The 18730-nt window shown below is 65.1% G+C and carries 21 protein-coding genes; 10 read left to right on the top strand and 11 right to left on the bottom strand.

Features of this window, described 5'->3' with window-relative positions; genetic code table 11:
- Nucleotides 1-29 precede the first annotated feature (29 nt).
- Nucleotides 30-401 carry a nuclear transport factor 2 family protein gene (locus NX778_RS15260; RefSeq protein ID WP_258812620.1) on the top strand — a complete coding sequence of 124 codons (372 nt, stop codon included), beginning with the start codon at nt 30-32 and terminating at the stop codon, nt 399-401.
- A gap of 82 nt (nt 402-483) precedes the next feature.
- Complete coding sequence (locus NX778_RS15255; protein ID WP_258812619.1) at nt 484-924, top strand: hypothetical protein; 441 nt, start codon at nt 484-486, stop codon at nt 922-924.
- A gap of 1 nt (nt 925) precedes the next feature.
- Here NX778_RS15255 and NX778_RS15250 read toward each other — a convergent pair whose 3' ends face one another.
- From NX778_RS15250 to rsxB, 3 genes are all read right to left on the bottom strand, one after another.
- Nucleotides 926-1438, bottom strand: coding sequence for a GNAT family N-acetyltransferase (locus NX778_RS15250; protein WP_258812618.1), 513 nt, complete (start codon nt 1436-1438; stop codon nt 926-928).
- Between the two features lie 73 nt (nt 1439-1511).
- The gene (nth, locus tag NX778_RS15245) at nt 1512-2177 is read right to left on the bottom strand and encodes an endonuclease III (protein WP_258812617.1); all 666 of its coding nucleotides are present in this window, start codon (nt 2175-2177) and stop codon (nt 1512-1514) included.
- Between the two features lie 70 nt (nt 2178-2247).
- Nucleotides 2248-2934: an electron transport complex subunit RsxB gene (gene rsxB, locus NX778_RS15240; protein ID WP_258812616.1), complete on the bottom strand. Its 687-nt coding sequence runs from the start codon at nt 2932-2934 to the stop codon at nt 2248-2250.
- Nucleotides 2935-3087: 153 nt separating this feature from the next.
- On the opposite strand from rsxB, the gene NX778_RS15235 reads away from it, so the two are divergent.
- Nucleotides 3088-3603: an RcnB family protein gene (locus tag NX778_RS15235; protein WP_258812615.1), complete on the top strand. Its 516-nt coding sequence runs from the start codon at nt 3088-3090 to the stop codon at nt 3601-3603.
- A 91-nt stretch (nt 3604-3694) separates the two neighbouring features.
- Here the strand turns inward: NX778_RS15235 and NX778_RS15230 are convergent, their stop codons facing one another.
- The 5 genes from NX778_RS15230 to NX778_RS15210 all read right to left on the bottom strand — a co-directional run bounded on the left by NX778_RS15230 (nt 3695) and on the right by NX778_RS15210 (nt 8794).
- Nucleotides 3695-4930, bottom strand: coding sequence for a polyhydroxyalkanoate depolymerase (locus tag NX778_RS15230; protein ID WP_258812614.1), 1236 nt, complete (start codon nt 4928-4930; stop codon nt 3695-3697).
- 341 nt (nt 4931-5271) lie between these two features.
- Nucleotides 5272-6369 carry an NAD(P)/FAD-dependent oxidoreductase gene (locus NX778_RS15225; protein ID WP_258812613.1) on the bottom strand — a complete coding sequence of 366 codons (1098 nt, stop codon included), beginning with the start codon at nt 6367-6369 and terminating at the stop codon, nt 5272-5274.
- A 101-nt stretch (nt 6370-6470) separates the two neighbouring features.
- The gene (fdxA, locus tag NX778_RS15220) at nt 6471-6794 is read right to left on the bottom strand and encodes a ferredoxin FdxA (protein ID WP_258812612.1); all 324 of its coding nucleotides are present in this window, start codon (nt 6792-6794) and stop codon (nt 6471-6473) included.
- 228 nt (nt 6795-7022) lie between these two features.
- Nucleotides 7023-7304 carry a hypothetical protein gene (locus NX778_RS15215; RefSeq protein WP_258812611.1) on the bottom strand — a complete coding sequence of 94 codons (282 nt, stop codon included), beginning with the start codon at nt 7302-7304 and terminating at the stop codon, nt 7023-7025.
- The gene (locus tag NX778_RS15210; protein ID WP_258812610.1) at nt 7301-8794 is read right to left on the bottom strand and encodes a gluzincin family metallopeptidase; all 1494 of its coding nucleotides are present in this window, start codon (nt 8792-8794) and stop codon (nt 7301-7303) included. The genes NX778_RS15215 and NX778_RS15210 overlap by 4 nt, the downstream gene beginning before the upstream one ends.
- Before the next feature lie 127 nt (nt 8795-8921).
- Here NX778_RS15210 and NX778_RS15205 point away from each other — a divergent pair, with 127 nt between their 5' ends.
- Entirely contained in the window at nt 8922-9203 is a 282-nt protein-coding gene (locus tag NX778_RS15205; protein ID WP_258812609.1) for a polyhydroxyalkanoic acid system family protein, read from the top strand.
- Here NX778_RS15205 and NX778_RS15200 read toward each other — a convergent pair whose 3' ends face one another.
- The 3 genes from NX778_RS15200 to NX778_RS15190 form a co-directional block, all read right to left on the bottom strand.
- Complete coding sequence (locus NX778_RS15200) at nt 9204-9458, bottom strand: acyl-CoA-binding protein (protein ID WP_258812608.1); 255 nt, start codon at nt 9456-9458, stop codon at nt 9204-9206.
- 220 nt (nt 9459-9678) lie between these two features.
- Nucleotides 9679-9888, bottom strand: a complete 210-nt coding sequence (locus NX778_RS15195; protein ID WP_258812607.1) for a hypothetical protein — start codon at nt 9886-9888, stop codon at nt 9679-9681.
- A gap of 2 nt (nt 9889-9890) precedes the next feature.
- Nucleotides 9891-10247 carry an FKBP-type peptidyl-prolyl cis-trans isomerase gene (locus tag NX778_RS15190; protein WP_258812606.1) on the bottom strand — a complete coding sequence of 119 codons (357 nt, stop codon included), beginning with the start codon at nt 10245-10247 and terminating at the stop codon, nt 9891-9893.
- Nucleotides 10248-10423: 176 nt separating this feature from the next.
- Between NX778_RS15190 and NX778_RS15185 the strand changes: the two genes are divergently transcribed.
- The 6 genes from NX778_RS15185 (at nt 10424) to NX778_RS15160 (ending at nt 18719) form a co-directional block, all read left to right on the top strand.
- Nucleotides 10424-11395, top strand: coding sequence for a YVTN family beta-propeller repeat protein (locus NX778_RS15185; protein WP_258812605.1), 972 nt, complete (start codon nt 10424-10426; stop codon nt 11393-11395).
- Complete coding sequence (locus NX778_RS15180; RefSeq protein ID WP_258812604.1) at nt 11395-12177, top strand: polysaccharide deacetylase family protein; 783 nt, start codon at nt 11395-11397, stop codon at nt 12175-12177. Before NX778_RS15185 ends, NX778_RS15180 begins: the two co-directional genes overlap by 1 nt.
- The gene (locus tag NX778_RS15175) at nt 12174-13169 is read left to right on the top strand and encodes a sterol desaturase family protein (RefSeq protein ID WP_258812603.1); all 996 of its coding nucleotides are present in this window, start codon (nt 12174-12176) and stop codon (nt 13167-13169) included. The genes NX778_RS15180 and NX778_RS15175 overlap by 4 nt, the downstream gene beginning before the upstream one ends.
- Nucleotides 13170-13171: 2 nt before the next feature.
- Complete coding sequence (locus NX778_RS15170; RefSeq protein ID WP_258812602.1) at nt 13172-13984, top strand: EI24 domain-containing protein; 813 nt, start codon at nt 13172-13174, stop codon at nt 13982-13984.
- Nucleotides 13985-14050: 66 nt separating this feature from the next.
- On the top strand, nt 14051-14836 hold the full coding sequence (locus NX778_RS15165; RefSeq protein ID WP_258812601.1) for a competence/damage-inducible protein A: 786 nt from the start codon (nt 14051-14053) through the stop codon (nt 14834-14836).
- A gap of 265 nt (nt 14837-15101) precedes the next feature.
- Nucleotides 15102-18719, top strand: a complete 3618-nt coding sequence (locus tag NX778_RS15160) for a transglycosylase domain-containing protein (protein WP_258812600.1) — start codon at nt 15102-15104, stop codon at nt 18717-18719.
- Nucleotides 18720-18730: the final 11 nt, after the last annotated feature.

The raw sequence follows: 18730 nt of genomic DNA, 5'->3' as shown, positions 1-18730 counted from the left end.
TCCTTTATCAACCAGACGGTAAACGAACCATGACCAGTACTTCCCCGCTCGCCGTGGTGCAGGCCCAGCTCGACGCTTTCAACGCCAAGGACCTCGATGCGCTGATGCGCGCCTATGCGCCGGACGCCGAGCAGTTCACGCTGCACGGCGAGCGCATCGCCAAAGGGCACGAGGACCTGCGTGCCCGCTATACCATCCGCTTCGCCGAACCGGACCTGCACGCCAGGCTGCTGTCGCGCACCGTGATGGGCGGTTTCGTCACCGACCTCGAACTCATCACGCGCAACTTCCCGGAAGGTGTCGGCACGCTGGAGATGCTGTGCGTGTATGAGGTGAAGGATGGGCGTATCGCGCGCGCATCATTCGCGGCGGGCGCGACCACGATAATTAGTTCCGCTTGATGATGTGAGGGGCGTTGAACCGGGTGCTCCCGGGTGGCGATATACTGGGACAGTCAACTCCACTTATGACGGAGGAGAGCCCATGAACGAACTGGACGAGCGTGTCGCCAATCTGGAGGCATCGTCGGAGCACACGGGGAAGCGTCTTCTTACGCTGGAACATGACGTCGGTTTGATGAGGTCGCAGTGCGCCAGCAAACTGGATCTGGCAGAAGCAAAAGGCGAGATCCTGGTGAAGGTTGCCGAAACGAGGGCCGAGATTGAGGGTGTAGAGTACAGGCTGCGTACCGAGATCAATGGTACCGAGAACAAGCTGCGTACAGAGATCAACAGTTCCGAGAACAAACTCCGCACGGAGATCAGCGGGGTGGAAGCCAGGCTAACGATTGCGATCAACGGCGTGCGGCAGGAATTGAGGACGGAAATCGCGCAAGCGAAGAACTGGCTCCTCTTCTGGGTAGTGACCTCAGTATTCCTCGCTCAGTTTTTGCCTGGCATGCTAAAAAAGCTTGGGCTTTTTTAGCTCACACGTCCAGCCGCAGCACCATGTGCTCTTCGTCGTAGAAGTGCTCGCCCACGCGCATCGCGCGCGGCTCGATGCCGAAGGACTGGAAACCGAGTGAGCGGTACAGCGCTTGCGCGCCTTTGTTCTCGACCGCGACGGCGAGCTGGATCTGCAGCAGGCCTTCATCGCGCGCGTGGGTGATCAGGCGCTGCAGCACCTTCTTGCCGATGCCTTCCTTGCGCCGCTGCGGGTCGACCGCCACGCCCCATACGGTGCCGCGGTGCGAGATTTGTTCCAGCTTTTCACGGCGCAGGCCGGCGATGCCGACCAGCTTGCCGCCGTCGAAGGCGCCGAACACGATCTGGTAAGGGCCCGGCTCGATGCGCGCCTGCACCTGGTCCGCCGTCAGCGCGCTCTCTTCCTGGAATGTCGGCCACAGCGCGAACGGCGCGCTTTCGATTGCTTTCAGGCGCAATGCCTTGAATTGAGCCCAGTTTTCCCTGCCCAGCGTGCAAATTCCCAGTGCGCCCATCGATGTCGACTTTCGGTTGAATTAGCGGCCAATCTTTCTGATCGTACATGAACGCGGCAGCCGGCGCCAGCGCTCAGTACGGCATGTCGGGCAGGAGGCCGGGCGGCGGTGGCGTCTTCTGTTTGTATTCACACAGGTCGGCGATCAGGCAGTTCCAGCACTTCGGCGTGCGCGCGACGCAGGTGTAGCGGCCGTGCAGGATCAGCCAGTGGTGGGCGTCGTGCAGGTATTCCTTCGGCACGAATTTCAGCAGCTTCTGTTCGACCTCGTCGACGTTCTTGCCCGGTGCGATCCTGGTGCGGTTGGAGACGCGGAAGATGTGCGTATCGACGGCCATGGTCGGCTGGCCGAAGGCGGTATTGAGCACCACGTTGGCGGTCTTGCGGCCAACGCCTGGCAGCGCTTCCAGCGCTTCGCGCGACTCCGGCACTTCGCCGCCGTACTGGTCGACCAGGATCTGGCAGGTCGCCATCACGTTCTTGGCCTTGGTGTTGTACAGGCCGATGGTGGAGATATAGCTTTTCAGTTCGTCGATGCCGAGGTCGAGGATCTTCTGCGGCGTGTTCGCTACCGGGTACAGGCGGCGCGTCGCCTTGTTCACGCCGACGTCGGTGGATTGCGCGGACAGCAGCACCGCGATCAGCAGCTCGAACGGGGTCGTGTATTCCAGTTCGGTGGTGGGGTGCGGGTTCGCTTCGTGGAAGCGGCGGAAGATTTCGAGGCGTTTGGCGGGGTTCATGCGGCGGGATTCTTTTTATCTGCGCGGCTGCTCTCGCGAAATGGGGTTCCCGCCTGCGCGGGAACGACGTTCAGTCCTTTTTCTCGGGTGGCGGGCTTCCGGCGGCGCGTTGGCGGGCGCGTTCCATCGCGGCGGCGATGATGGCGCGCTTGCGCTCTTTTTCGGCCAGCTCTTCCGGCGTGTTGCTTTCTTCGGCCGTCACGGCGCGCATTTTCTCGATGGCCTTGGCGGCCAGGCGCGCCTCATTTTCGTCCTTCTCGCGTTTCAGGCGCTCGCTGCGGAAGTCGTGGCGCGCGCGCGCGGCGTCGGCATCTTGTTGCGACCACGCGGCCCAGCCGGTCAGTTCGCCGGTGATCGGAATCATGCTGATGCAATCGACCGGGCAGGGAGCCACGCACAGGTCGCAGCCGGTGCACAGGCTGGGCAGGATGGTGTGCATCTGCTTGGCGGCGCCGAGGATCGCGTCGACCGGGCAGGCCTGGATGCACAGGGTGCAGCCGATGCACAGCGCTTCGTCGATGAAGGCGACCGGGCGCGGGCGCTCGATGCCGTTGACGGGGTTGATCGGGATGACCGGCCGGCCAGTCAGGGCCGACAGCCGGCGCACGCCTTCCATTCCGCCCGGCGGACACTGGTTGATGCCGGCCTCGCCGGATGCGATCGCTTCCGCGTAGGGGCGGCAGGCCGCGTAGCCGCATTTGGTGCACTGGGTCTGCGGCAGCAGGTCTTCGATCTGGTCGGCGAGCGTCTTGGTCACGGCGAAACAAGGATGTGAAAGACATCATTATCCGTCAAAAGCGCTGCCGGGGCGAAGTCACCTTATCAGGAGTAAGTGTTCCATCGAACAGATTGGGAGGGCGTTCGATGGTCTACTGAAACAACACGAGCTTACCGACATGGGGAGGGCATCATGAACAAGAAGATTTTCGTTCCGGCACTGCTGGCGGCGGCACTGTCCGCGACGATTCCGGCACTGGCGCAGGATCGCAGCTACCAGGACCGCAATGACCGCAACGGCTATGTGCAGCGTGATGACCGTGGCGACGAGCGGTATCAGCAGGACGACCGGCGCGACAACCGGTATCGGGATGAACGGCGCGACAGCCGTTACCAAGGCGACCGGCGCGATGACCGGTATCGGAACGACCGCCGCGATGACCGCTACCGGGGCGATCGCACGCAGGGCAACTGGGGACGCACCTCGGATTTCAATTCGGGTTATGACGGCTATGGGCCGGACCATGACTTGCGGCGTGGCGGGCATTTGCCGGGGCGCTACCGGAATCACCAGTACGTGGTCGACAACTGGCGCTCGCATCACCTCAGGGCGCCAGGGCGCGGCGAGCATTGGGTGCAGGTGGGGGCGGATTATGTGCTGGTAGCGGCTGGGACGGGCTTGATTGTGCAGGCGGTGTCGGGGCAGTGAACCCGTGACCCCAAGACCGTCATCCCGGCCTTCGCCGGGACGACGGTGGGTGAAAAAAATGCCGCAGTGTCTGCGGCATTTTTCATTTCGATCAGGAGTACTTCTTGATGAAGGCCCCAATCCGCGGGCAGACCTGCTCGCGCCAGCGGCGTCCCGAGAAGATGCCGTAGTGGCCGCACTTCGGCGCCACGAAGTCCTGGTGCATCTCCGCCGGAATACCGCTGCACAGCTCGTGCGCGGCCTGGGTCTGGCCGGTGCCGGAAATGTCGTCGAGCTCGCCCTCGACGGTGAACAGCGCCACCGTCTTGATGTCCTGCGGGCGCACCAGCTGGCCGCCGACCTCCCACGTGCCTTTCGGCAGGCGGTGTTCCTGGAACACGGTCTTGATGGTGTCCAGGTAGTACTCGGCCGGCATGTCCAGCACGGCGTTGTACTCGTCGTAGAACTGGCGGTGGCTTTCCGCCGAGCTGTCGTCGCCGCGCACCAGGTGCTGGTAGAACTCGCGATGGCTTTGCGCATGGCGGCCCGGGTTCATCGCGATGAAGCCGGCATGCTGCAGGAAGCCCGGGTAGACCTTGCGTCCGAAGCCCGGGTAATTTCCCGGCACCGAGTAGATCACGGTGTTCTCGAACCACGAGTAGGGCTTTTCGACGGCCAGGTCGTTCACCGCCGTCGGCGATTTGCGTGGGTCGATCGGGCCGCCCATCATGGTCATGGTCTTGGGCAGCTTCGGATCGTTGTTGCTGGCCATGAGCGAGATCGCGGCCAGCACCGGCACGGTCGGCTGGCACACCGAGATCACGTGCAGGTCCGGCGCCAGCTGGCGCATGAAGTCCTGCACGTAGTAGATGTAGTCGTCCAGGTGGAACGGTCCGTCCGACAGCGGCACCATGCGGGCGTCGGTCCAGTCGGTGATGTAGACGTCATGCTCCGGCAGCAGGCCGCGTACGGTGTCGCGCAGCAGCGTGGCGTGGTGGCCGGACAGCGGCGCCACCAGCAGCACCTTGGGCTGCTTGAGGGCCTTGAACTTGGCGTCACCCAGGTCTTTCTTGAAGTGCAGCAGCTTGCAGAAGGGCTTGGTCGCGACGGTGCGCTCCATGATGCCGACCTGTTCGCCATTGATGGTGGTGGTGTCGATGCCGAATGCCGGCTTGTCGTATTCCTTGCCGAGGCGGTACATCAGTTCGTACCCTGCAGCGATCCTCTGCGAGAACGGCGTATGTGCGAAAGGCGAGACCGGATTCGAAAACAGCTTGGACGAAGCGTCAGCCCACTGCATCAACGGCGTCAAGAAGGAACGTTGCATCTCGTGCAGTTGGTAAAGCATAAATAATCCTTCGGTATGAACTGCGCGCGTGGTTTTTTTGCGCGAACTTATCTAGATCAATTATAGGGTTATTTGATTTCGGTTGGGAAAATCTCCTGATCCTTCGGGAAAAATTCGTGCCTCCTGACAGCTGTTGTACCACCATTTGGCGACCACCGTTGGTGCAGTGCGCCACACAAAAAGGAAAAGCGCCGCACCCGGCTGTCGGCGTGGCGCGCAACTTACGGAACGCACTGGGACAGGGCGATGGCACGCTGCCGGCCTGGCAATAAGCGAACTGGCAACGCAAAAAAAAATGCCTCGCAGAAGCGAGGCATTGTGCTGTGCGGAAAAGCCGGCACTCAGTCGAACACCGGGGTTTCGACGCCGAGGATCTTGTGCAGCTTCGGCGAGGTGGTGGTGTACTGCATGTGGATCTTCTTGTCCGGGAAGATGTAGGGCGCGGCGCCGAAAGCGGCCAGCGCGGCTTCGTGGAAGCCCGACAGGATCAGCTTTTTCTTGCCCGGGTAGGTGTTGATGTCGCCCACCGCGAAGATGCCCGGCACGTTGGTCTCGAACTTTTCGGTGTCCATGACCTTCAGCTGGCGGCGCTCGATGTCCAGGCCCCACTCGGCGATCGGGCCGAGCTTCGGCGACAGGCCGAAGAACACCAGCAGCATGTCCAGCGGCACGCGGCGGGTGACGCCGTCGGCGCCGGTGACCTTCACTTCGGACAGCGCGCCGTCCTTTTCGTCGAAGCCGGTGACCTGGCCGGTGATCAGCTGCATTTCGTATTCGTCGCACAGGGCCTTCATCTTGGCCACCGATGCCGGGGCGGCGCGGAAGTCCTCGCGGCGGTGCACCAGCACGACGGATTCGGCCTTGCCGACGAAGTTCAGGGCCCAGTCCAGCGCGGAGTCGCCGCCGCCGCAGATCACCAGGTTCTTGCCTTCGAACAGTGCCGGATCCTTGACGCGGTAGAACAGCTGGCTGTTGTCGAACTTGTCGATGCCGTCCACCTTGATGGTGCGCGCCTGGAACGAGCCGACGCCGGCCGCGATGAAGATGGTCTTGGTGATGAAGCGGGTGCCGATCGAGGTCTCGACGTTGAAGCGGCCGTCTTCGCGGCGCTGCACGGTGGTCACTTCCTGGCCGAGGTGGAAGGTCGGGTCGAACGGTTCGATCTGCTTGAGCAGGTTGTCGGTCAGCTCCTGGCCGGTGCAGACCGGCACCGCCGGGATGTCGTAGATCGGCTTGTCCGGATACAGTTCGACGCATTGGCCGCCGACGGCCGGCAGCGAGTCGATCACGTGGGCCTTGATTTCGAGCAGGCCGAGTTCGAACACCTGGAACAGGCCGACCGGACCCGCGCCGATGATCACGGCGTCGGCATCGATGGCGCCGGCAAACGAGCTGTTGGGGGCGATGCTGCCCGCATCGTGGGTGGCACTGATTGTCATGCTCTTACTTCCTGTTGTGTGAATTGGTGCGGCAGCTTGCGCCGCGCGGCGGCGGGGTCATGCACACTGCGGGTGCCGGGGCGCCGGCGCCGGTGGCAGGCTCAGCGCGCCAGCTGGTTCAGCTTGTCCTTGACGTCTTTCCACTCGTCCGCGTCGGGCAGGGCAGCCTTGGTCTTGGTGATCGACGGCCATCCGCGCGCCAGTTCGACGTTCAGCTTGATGAATTGCTGCTGGTCCGACGGCACGTCTTCCTCGGCGAAAATGGCGTTCACCGGGCACTCGGCCACGCAGACGGCGCAGTCGATGCATTCGTCCGGGTCAATCGCGAGGAAATTCGGGCCTTCCCGGAAACAATCTACCGGGCATACATCGACGCAGTCAGTGTAACGGCAGCGGATGCACGATTCGGTGACAACGTGGGTCATAACAGTCCTATCAGAGGTGAGGTGCCGCCGGCGTTTGTCGCAGCGAGTGCGGCCCGGCTATCTTCTTTTGCAAAGCACTGTATTTTAGGGCAATTCCGCCGTTCTCACAATTCAGCCTTATACACAATACACATAAGTAAATGAGGACTCTTCCGCATTGTTGATGACGAAATATCTGTTTTTCGTGGGGTTTTTCCCTATTTAACGCGGTCGGGGGAGCAGGGTTGCTCAGGCGCCGTTGCGCAAGTGTCGCAGCAGTTGTTGCCAGCCGGGGCCGCCCGAGGCGCCGTCCTCCAGCACGCTCACGGTGCGGCAACGGGCGCCGTCGTCGACCGTGATGTCCCAGCGCGGGATGTCGGCGCCGACGCCACAGGTGGGGGCGGCGCCGAAGAAATCGATGCGCCGCAGCAGGGATTCGAGGGCCGCACCGTTGGCGGCGCAGGCGGTGTCCAGTTCGAAGCAGCTCGCGCCGTCCGCCAGGCCGCCACGCGCCGTGGCCCGGATCTTCACGCCGGATCCTTGCCGCCGGGGGCGGGCAGGCTGCCGTCGAAGGGGCCGGGGCGGGACTGGGCCGCTGGGGCGTCCGCGCCGGCCGCGGCGCTGCGGCCATGTTCGGCGCACCAGCGCGCCAGCGCCTGGGTTTCGGCATCGAGCACGTGTTCGAGCTTGTAATACTCGGCCAGGTTCATGGTGCCGCAGCAGGCGCGCCGGTCCTGCACCGCGCCGGCCGCGTCCCGTACCTTGGCCGACAGGCGCAGCGATGGTTCATGGTCTTCGGTCAGGGGCACGGGCGATTCCAGCACTTCGCGCAGGACGAAGGCGTTGCGGATGCGGTTGGCATAGTCGATCGGCTTGCCGTCCTGGGCCACGATGCGCAGCATCTCGTTCGCCACGTCGGCGTAGCTGGCGGCGTTGTCGGGCGCGGCGATCAGGGCGCGCAGCACCACGCCGCGCAGGTAGGCGGCCACCCGGTGCAGCACGGCGGCGTCGTCCTCCAGCGCTGGGGCGCGCTCGAAGGCGAACAGCTCGGCCAGGATGTCGTACACCGCGCCGGTGAACACCTGCGAGATCGCGTGCACCTCGGTGCCGGCCTGCGACAAGGTCAGGTCGTTGTCGGCGTTGCGCAGGCCCGTGGTGCTGCCCAGGGCCAGGCCGAACTGTTCGGCGATGTCGGATAAAAAGGTCTTGTCGTGCAGCTTGGCCTTGGTCTGCGCGATCACCGCCTCGCACTGGTCGAGCTGGGACAGGGCCAGGAAGATCGCGGTCAGGTCGCCGAAGGATTCGTGCAGGCCGCCGGTCTGCGGCGGATTGTCGGACATCAGCCACAGCGGCTTGAGGCCGTCCAGCACCGCATGCCCGGTTTCGTGCGACACGATGTCGAGGGAACGGCAGGTGTAGATACGGTCCGGCTGGCCGGAGGGGACGAAGTCGCCGAACCTGAGGCAGGCCTGCGAGCGGCTGTAGAAAGCGTTCATCACGTTCGGCAGGCCGTAGGGGAAGACCTGCAGCGGCGTGGTGTCGGCGCTGCTGTTCCACTGCCAGGGCAGGGGCATGGCGGCGCCGGCGGAGGACAGGGCGCGCTGGTACATGGTCAGGGTCTGGCGCACCACGGCGAAGGTGTGGACGGCGTCGAACTGCGGCGTGTCCGGCTGGGTGACGAAATCGCCGAAGGCATTCGGGCTGACCGGCGGGATGCCGTCGCCCGAGACGATGCGGGCGTCGCGCGGGCCGGCCAGCACGATGCCGGGCAAGAAAGCCTTGCGCGTGCCGAGTTCGGTGACGGACGGATCCTGCTTCCACATCAGCACCCGCGCGCCGAAGGCATAGGGCAGGGGCACGTCGGCGGTCGGCTGGGCTTGCGGCGGGCCGGGCTGGTCGAGCAGCTTGGCGGCCTTGCGGTGGCGCCGGTAGGCCGCGCTCGGGGTGGGGACGAAGCCGACCGGCGGCTGCTCATGTTCGGCGGGGATATTATCGTGCGGCTGCGGGGCGCGTGCTTCCATATGCGGGTCCTCCAGATCGGTGGTTCGATAGGAAATACTCCGCCGCCTTACAAATCTGGCATTGATAGCGCTCAACGGGGCTGGCATCATTGCAGCTTTTCGTTTGCGAACAGGAAGGGCAGGGCCGATGGCGGACATCCATATCGTCCAGGAACACACGCTGGGCAAGGACGCGGCGCGCGCGGCGGCGCAGCAGGTGGCGGACAAGCTGGCAGGCGAATACGGACTGGGTTGCCGCTGGGACGGCGACGTGCTGCGGTTCACGCGCAGCGGCGTGGAGGGTGCGCTGACGCTGGACGATCAGCGGGCGGCGATGCGCATCAAGCTGGGGCTGTTCGCGATGCCCTTCGCCTCGGCAATCGAGGCGAAGGTGACGCAGAATATGCGCAAGGTGTTTGGCGCGGCTTGATCAGCCTTTCAGTTCTTCGATCAGGTCGACGTACTGCTGCATGGCGTCTTCCTGGCTGGTGCCCTTGAGCTGGTCCCAGGCGTCGAATTTGGCGCGGCCGATCATGTCGGTGAAGCCGGGGCGCTCGCCGCTGACGTCACCGTTTGCCGCCTGCTTGTACAGGGCGTAGATCTTCAGCAGGGTCATGTTGTCGGGGCGTTCGGACAGGTTCTTCGAATCGATTTGTGCCTGGGCGAACTGGTCCTGCAAACTCATAAGTGCTCCTGGGTGGTCGGGCAAAGAGTTGCATCTTAGCCCAGGGGGAGCGCTTGGCGGATGAAATTAGAGGAAACGCTCGATTTGCGGTCTGCACGCAAAATGGGGTTCCCGCGTTCGCGGGAACGACGGTATCTAATTTTGCTAGCTGTCAGCTTATGCAAACAAACTGTCCGTCGTTCCCGCGCACGCGGGAACCCCATTTGACTTTGACTTGCTGTTATTTCTTCTCGCCGTCCTTGTCGCTGCTGGAAAACGGATAGGTCGCCACATTGTAGGCGCCCTTGCCGACCGCAACGCCGGCATCCACCGCGGTCGAGGCCACGGTCACCGCGCCGCCGACCACCGCGCCGCCCACTGTCATCACCATGCAGCCATGCAGCATCGGTGCGACGGCAACGGCCACGCCCAGCTTGAACAAGGCGCGCATGGTCAGACGCCCAGCAGCTCGACGTCGAAGATCAGGGTGGCGTTCGGCGGGATGACGCCGCCGGCGCCGCGCGCGCCGTAGCCCAGGCTGGCCGGGATGACCAGGCGGCGCGAACCGCCCACCTTCATGCCCTGCACGCCTTCGTCCCAGCCCTTGATGACGTGGCCCGCGCCCAGCGGGAACTCGAATGGGTCGTTACGGTCCTTGCTCGAATCGAATTTGGCGCCCGGGGTGCCGTCGTCATTGCGCAGCCAGCCGGTGTAGTGCACGGTGACGTACTGGCCCGCCTTGGCCTCGGCGCCGGAGCCGACGACGGTGTCTTCATACTGCAGGCCGGAATTGGTGGTGGTAAGGGACATGATTTTCCTTCGATGCTGAGATTGAACGACGATTGTAGTGCATGACCTGCAAGGGGTCCATTGACGCTTTTTTCATTCTGTTGTGACGAAGCGGAGAATTGCGGCCCGGCCCCCTCGCAGTCCGCGATTTCCACGTAGAATATGTACTCTGATCCCTCGGGCCAACGAATCTTTTTATGCTGCGCAGTTTCCGTAAGCTTGTCCTTTCCAGTTTGTGCCTGATTGCCGCCATCCCGGCCGCCCAGGCAAATGTCGTCGTGGTCCTGAATTCGCGCGACGCCACCGTGCAGCTGCTGGACGAGGCCTCCGGCGCCGACAAGGGCACTTTTGCGGTCGGCAAGGAGCCGCACCACTTGATGGCTACCCCGGACAACAAGTCCCTGATCGTCGCCAGTTCGGTCGGCAACGAGCTGATCTTCCTTGATCCTGTCACCGGCAAGATCCAGCGCAAGCTGACCGACGTGCTCGATCCCTACCAGATCGGCTTCTCGCCCAACCAGAAATGGTTCGTGGCGGCCGCGCTGCGCCTGGACCGCGTGGACGTCTACAAGTACGACGGCGCCAACCTGACGCTGGCCAAGCGCATCGCGCTGCCGCGCCTGCCCAGCCACATCGCCTTCAACGCCGACAGCACGCTGGCCTTCATCACCCAGCAGGGCAGCGACCAGATCAGCGCGATCGACCTGAACACGCAGACCGTCAAGTGGACCATGTCGGTCGGCAAACTGCCGGCGGGGATCGTCATGACCCCGGATAACAAGTACCTGATGGTCGGCATCATGGGTTCGGACTACGTCGAGGTAATCGACTGGCGTACCCAGAAGTCGGTCAAGCGCATCAAGACCGGCGACGGCGCCCACAACTTCCGTTCGCTGGGCGACAAGCGCCACATGTTCGTCTCGAACCGCGTGTCGAACTCGATCAACATCATCGATACCGTCACGCTGGAAAACGTCGGCCAGATCAATGTGCCGGGCGGCCCCGACTGCATGGAGCTGACCTCCGACGGCAAGACCCTGTGGGCCACGCTGCGCTGGATTAAGAAGGTCGCCGTGATCGACGTCGCCACCCGCAAGGTGACCAAGCTGATCCCTGTGGGCCGGTCGCCGCACGGCGTGTTCTTCGCCAACGCGGCGCCGAGGCAGTGATGCAGGCGCGGCGCGCGGTCGCCGCCGTTCTGCTGGCGGCCTCAGGCAATGTAGCGCTGGCGGCCGCCCCGGCGGCTTGCCGCGGCACGATCTACCTGAGCTTCGATACCGGCAGCCAGTCGCAGGCGCAGTTCATCGCCAACACGCTGCGTCGCCACCACATCAAGGCCACCTTCTTCCTGGCGAATGAAAAGACGGTGAACGGCGACTGGTCGCTGGATCCGTCCTGGGCGCCGTTCTGGAAATCGCTGGTGGCCGACGGCCACGCCTTCGGCACCCATACCTTCGACCACGTCTACTGGCAGCGCGACCTGCCCGGCGGCAAGATGGTGGTCAAGCCGCAGTTCGGCGCCAACGGCGGCCACAAGCTGACCTGGACCGCGGCCGAGTATTGCGATGAGCTCAAGCGCGTCGATACTCGCTTCGCCGAGCTCACCGGCCGCCACCTCGATCCGCTGTTCCGCGCGCCCGGCGGCCACACGTCGCCGAATGTGCTGGCGGCCGCCGCATCCTGCGGCTACGCCCACGTCGGCTGGGCCAAGGCCGGCTTCTCGGGCGACGAGACCTCGTCCGACGCCTTCCCGAACACGGTGCTGCTCAAGCGCGCCCTCGATCATCTCAAGGATGGCGACATCTTCATGGCGCACCTGGGCATCTGGTCGCGCAAGGACCCGTGGGCGCCGGCTGACCTCGAGCCGCTGATCGACGGCCTCGAGCAGAAAGGCTTCTGTTTCGCTACCATGAGAGAACATCCCGCTTACCAGGAACACGCGACAAAATGATCCAGCATTTCCTCGATTGGTTCGGCATGGTCCAGGGCTGGCTGTTCCAGTCCGTGGTCGAGCCTGTCCTGTTCGTGACCGGCCTGGGCGAATGGACCGAGGACGCCTACGACGGCGTCGAGTGGTTCCTCGCCGGCCTGTGCGAGCTGGCGCTGCTGTTCATGGTGCTGCGCCCGCTCGAATCGATGATCCCGGTGCACCAGTTCGACGACCGGCGCGCCCGCTGGAACGACTTCATCTACACCGTGATCCGCCGCGCCGGCCTGTTCTCGGTAGCCGTGTTCTTCACGCTCGACCCGCTGATGGACCACATCGCGGGCATGCTGCGGCTGGAAGGCGTGCACCCCTTCAACCTGGAGCAGCTGGTGCCCGGCATGTCGCCGACGGTCAGCTTCCTGCTCTACCTTGTGGTGCTGGACTTTTTCGGCTACTGGTTCCACCGCGGCCAGCACAAGCTGCGCTGGTGGTGGGGCCTGCACAGCCTGCACCACAGCCAGCGCAATATGAACCTGTGGACCGACGATCGCAACCACCTGCTCGACGACCTGCTGAACGACACCTACACCGCCATCATCGCGCTCGCGATCGGCGTGGCGCCGGCCCAGTTCGTGCTGCTGGTGTCGGTGTCGCGCATGATCCAGAGCCTGCAGCACGCCAACGTGCGCATCCATTTCGGCTGGCTGGGCGAGCGGCTGCTGGTGTCGCCGCGCTTCCACCGCCTGCACCACGCGATCGGCATCGGCCACGAATCGAAGGGGCAGGGCTCGCTGGGCGGCTGCAATTTCGGCATCCTGCTGCCGTGGTGGGACATGCTGTTCCGCACCGCGCGCTTCAGCAATGAATTCGCCCACACCGGCGTGCGCGACCAGCTGCCGCGCCAGGACGCCGCCGGCCACACCGTGCCGGGCCGCGACTATGGCCGCGGCTTCTGGCGCCAGCAGTGGCTGGGCCTGGTGCGCATGGTCGAGTTCTCGCGGCGCAGGAAGGCCTGAGGGTGGGGGCGATCGCACGCGCCTGGGGGCGCGCCTTCCGGTCCCAGTTCAGCGGCAAGATCATGCTGCTGTCGCTGCTGCCGCTGCTGCTGTCGGTGGCCTTGTGGTTCGGCCTGCTGTACACCTTCATGCAGCCGCTGCTCGACTGGCTGCACGGCATGTTCGCCGAGTACGGCGCCTTCGGCATCTCCGGCAGCGTGCTGGCCTTCCTCGGCCTGGCCGCGCTGAAGGCGATGGTGGTGCCGCTGGCCGCGATGCTGCTGCTCCTGCCGCTGATGATCATCACGTCGCTGGTGTTCATGGGCGTGGTGGCGATGCCCTCGATCGCGCGCCACGTCGGCCAGCGCCAGTTCCCCACGCTGGAACGCAAGGAAGGCGGCAATATGATCGGCAGCCTGCTGGTGAGCGTGTTCGCGATCCTCGTGTTCGCCGTGCTGTGGCTGGTCTCGCTGCCGCTGCTGGCCTTCCCGCCGCTGGCGCTGGTGGTCCAGGCGCTGCTGTGGGGCTGGCTGACCGCCAAGGTGATGAGCTACGACGCGCTGGCCGCGCACGCCAGCCTTGAGGAGCGCCATGCGCTGCTGCGGCGCCACCGCGGCGCGCTGCTGGCGATCGGCACGCTGTCGGGCTTCGCCGGCGCGCTGCCGGGCATCGCCTGGGTCGGCGGCGCGGTGGCCTCGGTGGTGCTGTTCCCGGTGCTGGCGGTGCTGTCGATCTGGCTCTACATCGTGATCTTCATTTTCACCGGCCTGTGGTTCCAGTATTACTGCCTGGAAGCGCTGGCGCGGCTGCGCGAGGAAGCGCCCGCGCTGCCTTAATTCGGGGCCAGCCGGCCACCGCGTTTCGTGGCACACTGGACGCATGAACAATGTCCAGGAGCGCGCATGGCAATCGGCCTGATCATCATCGGCGACGAAATCCTTTCCGGCCGCCGCCGTGACCAGCACTTTCCCAAGGTGGTCGAACTGCTCGCCGAGCGCGGCCTGCAGCTGGGCTGGGCCGAGTTCATCGGCGACGACCGCGCGCGCATCACGGCCACCCTGCGCCGCACCTTCGACGGCAGCGATATCGTGTTCTCCTGCGGCGGCATCGGCGCCACCCCGGACGACCACACGCGCCAGTGCGCCGCCGCCGCGCTGGGCGTGCCGCTGGTGATGCATCCGGAGGGCCGCGCGCATATCGAGGAGCGCATCCGCGAAACCGCGCGCGAAGCGGGGCGCGAGGCCGACCTGCATGCGCCCGAAAACCTGCAGCGCCTGAAGATGGCGGAGTTCCCGCAGGGCGCGCGCCTGATCCCGAATCCCTACAACCGCATCGCCGGCTTCTCGGTCGAGCGCCACCATTTCGTGCCGGGCTTCCCGGTGATGGCGTGGCCGATGATCGCCTGGGTGCTGGACACCTGCTACGCCGACCTGTTCCACCAGGAGGCGCGCGCCGAGCTGGCCGTGATCGTCTACGAACAGGCCGAGGCCGCGCTGACGCCGCTGATGGAAGGACTTCAGGCCAGCTATCCCGGCGTGCGCGTGTTCAGCCTGCCCAGCGTGGGCGACGCCAACACCCGCCGCCACATCGAGCTGGGGGTGAAGGGCAGTCCCGAACAAGTCGAACGGGCGTTCGGCGCGATGTGTGATGAACTCGACCGTGTAGGTGCGGAATACCGACCTTTGTAGGCGCACATGCCGTACACCTTACGCTGCCGTTGTTTTTTTGCGAAAATTAAACATCAACAGCAATTTTGTTGAAGAGTGTTTCGTGCATGTCGTATTGGTGTGGTGGAATGGTGTCGAGTGGCATGCAGATTGTCGCCTCGCGCGACACTGCCGCCACAGCGAAACTTAGCGCGTCATCGATCAGTCGAACCGGTCAACAGAGCATGAACGGCGAGCAGTCGATGACAGCTTCGCAGGGATATTGATTCACACCGGTTGAGCCATCATGGAAAGTAACCGCCGTTCAGAACGGCCCAGCATGGTCGAGCGCGCTGCGCGCTTGTTCCGCCCACGCTTCGGCTTCCCCCAGCCCATGCCCGCCATGGCCGCGGCCGGCGTCGCCGCGCAAGGGGTTCCGCAAGAAAAATATCCCCAGCCCGAGCTGTCGGTGATTCCCGGTGGCGCCGAGGCGCCGCCGCCCGAGCCCACGCCGCCCAAGCCCGAGCGCAAGAAGCCGACCCGCTTCGGCCGCTATGTGCTGGCCGGCTTCCTGCTGTTGCTGCTGATTTTCGGCCTGCTGGTGTGGCAGGAGATGCGCAGCTCGGCGTTGCAGGCGCGTTTCTTTTCCGAGCTGGCCACGAAGCTGAGCTACCGGGTCGAGGCCGGCCCCAGCAAGGCGATCCGCTTCCCGTCCGGCAGCCCCTACGACGAACGGCTCGGCTACGCCAACCTGCCCGACTATCTCGGCAAGCTCAAGCTGCACCACTACGCGATCGAGGCCCAGGCGCGCATCTCGCCCCAGATGGTGGAGCTGGCCGACATGGGCCTGTTCGCCATCTATCCGGAAAAGACCCGCGTCGGCCTCGACATCCTCGACCGCAACGGCCAGATGCTGTTCCAGGCGCGCTACCCGGAGCGCATCTACAGCCACTTCAACGACGCGCCGCCGCTGCTGGTGCGCAGCCTGCTGTTCATCGAGAACCGCGAGCTGCTCAATACCGACTACCCGAAGCGCAATCCGGCGGTCGAGTGGGACCGTTTTTCGAAAGCGGTGTTCGACAAGATCGTCCACTCCGTCGGCCTGGGCGGCGGCGGACGCGTGGCCGGCGGCAGCACGCTGGCCACCCAGATCGAAAAATACCGCCACTCGTCGGAAGGGCGCACGGCCTCGCTGGGCGACAAGCTGCGCCAGATGGCCTCGGCCACCCTGCGCGCCTACCAGGGCGGCGAGGACACCACCGACGCGCGCCGCCGCATCGTGCTCGAATACCTGAACACGGTGCCGCTGTCGGCCAAGGTCGGCTACGGCGAAGTGAACGGCATCGGCGACGGCATGTGGGTCTGGTACGGCCGCGACTTCGCCGCGGTCAACCGCGAACTGCTGTCGCCGCGCTGGTCGCTGGACGCCGTGGCGGCCTACAAGGAAGCGCTGTCGCTGTTCATCGCCCAGCGCCGTCCGGCCTATTATCTTGGCGCCGGCCAGAACGATCTCGAAACCCTGACCGACGCCCACCTGCGCGTGCTGGCGCAGGCCGGCGTGATCTCGCCGCAGATCCGCGACGCCGCGCTCAAGATCAAACTGCATCCCTCGCAGGCCAGCGGCGTGGCGCCGATGCCGGCCAATGCCTTCGTCTCGCGCAAGGCCGCCAACGCGGTGCGCACCCACCTGGCGGGCCTGCTGGGCGATCCGCGCCTGTACAACGTCGACCGCCTCGACCTGTCGGTCAAGACCACGCTCGATTCCGATGCGCAGAAAGCGGTGACGGCGGCGCTGCGCAAGCTGTCGACGGCGGAAGCGGCGCTTGATGCCGGCCTCACCGGCAAGGGCATGCTCGGCGCCGGCGACCCGGCCAAAGTGGTGTACAGCTTCACCCTGATGGAGCGCGGCAAGGACGCCAACTACCTGCGCGTGCAGACCGATAACTTCGACCAGCCGCTCGACATCAACGAGGGCGCCAAGCTCGACCTCGGCTCGACCTCCAAGCTGCGCACCCTGGTGACCTATTTCGACATCTTCGACCAGCTGCACGAGCGCCTGGAGCCGCTGGACAAGGAGCAGCTGGCCAAGATCCACGTCGACCCGCGCGACCACCTGACGCAGTGGGCGATCGACTACTTCCGCACCTTGCCGCCGAACGCCGACCGCTCGCTGCCGCCGATGCTCAACGCCGCGATGGAGCGCAAGTATTCGGGCAGCCCGGGCGAAGCCTTCTTCACCGGCGGTGGCCTGCACGTGTTCCACAACTTCAGCAAGCTGGACGACAGCCGCATCCTGACCGTGCGCCAGGGCCTGCAGAACTCGACCAACCTGCTGTTCATCCGCCTGATGCGCGACGTCGTGCGCTACTACATGTTCCAGCTGCCCGGCTCCTCCGCGCAGCTGCTGGCCGATGCCGACGATCCGCGCCGCGCCGAATACCTGGCGCGCTTCGCCGACCGCGAGGGCCAGGTCTTCCTCGCCAAGTTCTGGAACAAGTACAAGGGCCACACCGCGGCCGAGGACGAGCAGATCCTCCTGTCCGGCATGCATCCGAAGCCCTCGCGGCTGGCGGCGGTGTACCGCACCATCCATCCGGAAGGCACGCTGCAGCAGTTCGGCGCCTTCATCAATTCCAATGTGCCGGACAAGAACGAGGTCGAGCAGGACAAGCTGGCCAAGATGTACGAAACCTACGACCCGGAGAACATGTCGCTGGCCGACCGCGGCTACGTGGCCTCGGTCCACCCGCTCGAACTGTGGCTGGTGCGTTATATGGCGACCCATCCGAAGGCCGGCTGGGACGAACTGGTCAAGGCTTCGGTCAAGGAGCGCCAGGAAGTCTATGCCTGGCTGTTCAAGACCCACCGCAAGCACGCGCAGGACAAGCGCATCGCGGGCCTGATCGAAGTCGAGGCCTTCCTCAAGATCCACGCCCAGTGGAAGAAGATGGGCTACCCGTTCGACTCGCTGGTGCCGTCGTACGCGACCACGCTGGGCGCCTCGGCCGACCGGCCGGCCGCGCTGGCCGAACTGATGGGCATCCTGGTCAACGGCGGCGTGAGGAAGCCGGTGGAGCGCATCGATTCGATGCATTTCGCGGCCGGCACGCCGTATGAAACGCTGGTCGGGCACGCGCCGCAAGGCGCCGGCGAACGCGTGCTGTCGGCCGACGTCGCGCGCGCCACGCTCGACGCGATCCGTGGCGTGGTATCGGACGGCACCGCGCGCCGCGCCAAGGAAGCGTTCAAGCTGGCCGACGGCAGCGTGATCGCGGTGGGCGGCAAGACCGGCACCGGCGACCAGCGCTTCGACGTGTTCGCGCCGGGCGGCCGCCTGATCGAGTCGCGCTACGTGAACCGCACCGCGACCTTCGTCTTCAACATCGGCGAGCGCTTCTTCGGCACCATGATCGCCTATGTGCACGGGCCGGAGTCGGAGAACTACGACTTCACCAGCGCGCTGCCGGTGCAACTGCTGGTGTCGCTGGCGCCGAGCCTGATGCCGATGATCGAGCCGCAGCACGCCAATGTGGTGCTGTCGGTGGTGGCGCCGCCGAAAGCGCCGGTGACGGCGGAGGCCGCGGCACAGTCTGCGTCGCCGGCTGACACGGCGGCGAAGGCAGCGCCTGCAGCGGCACCGGCGGCAAAGGCCGCTGCCGCCGACGTGACGGTGCCGCTCAAGCATCCAGCGGCTGCGCCGGTGGAAGCCGCGAAGAAGCCGTCGGGCGAAGCACCGAAACATGCCGCCGCGCGCGCCGAGGCGGAGCACCCGCTGGCCGACAGCGCGGCCGCGAAGGCCGCGGCCAAGCCGGCCAACGGAACCGCGCCCAAACGCGTCCCGCGCACCCGCCAGGGTTCCGAGGCCGAGCAGCCTGCCAAGCCTCCGGCCAATCCGCCGGAAGCACCGAAGAATGTGTTGTTTTGATTAGCGCGCGC

Source organism: Massilia terrae, assembly GCF_024753145.1.
Taxonomy (GTDB): domain Bacteria; phylum Pseudomonadota; class Gammaproteobacteria; order Burkholderiales; family Burkholderiaceae_D; genus Telluria; species Telluria terrae.
This window is presented reverse-complemented; position numbering and strand designations above follow the sequence as displayed.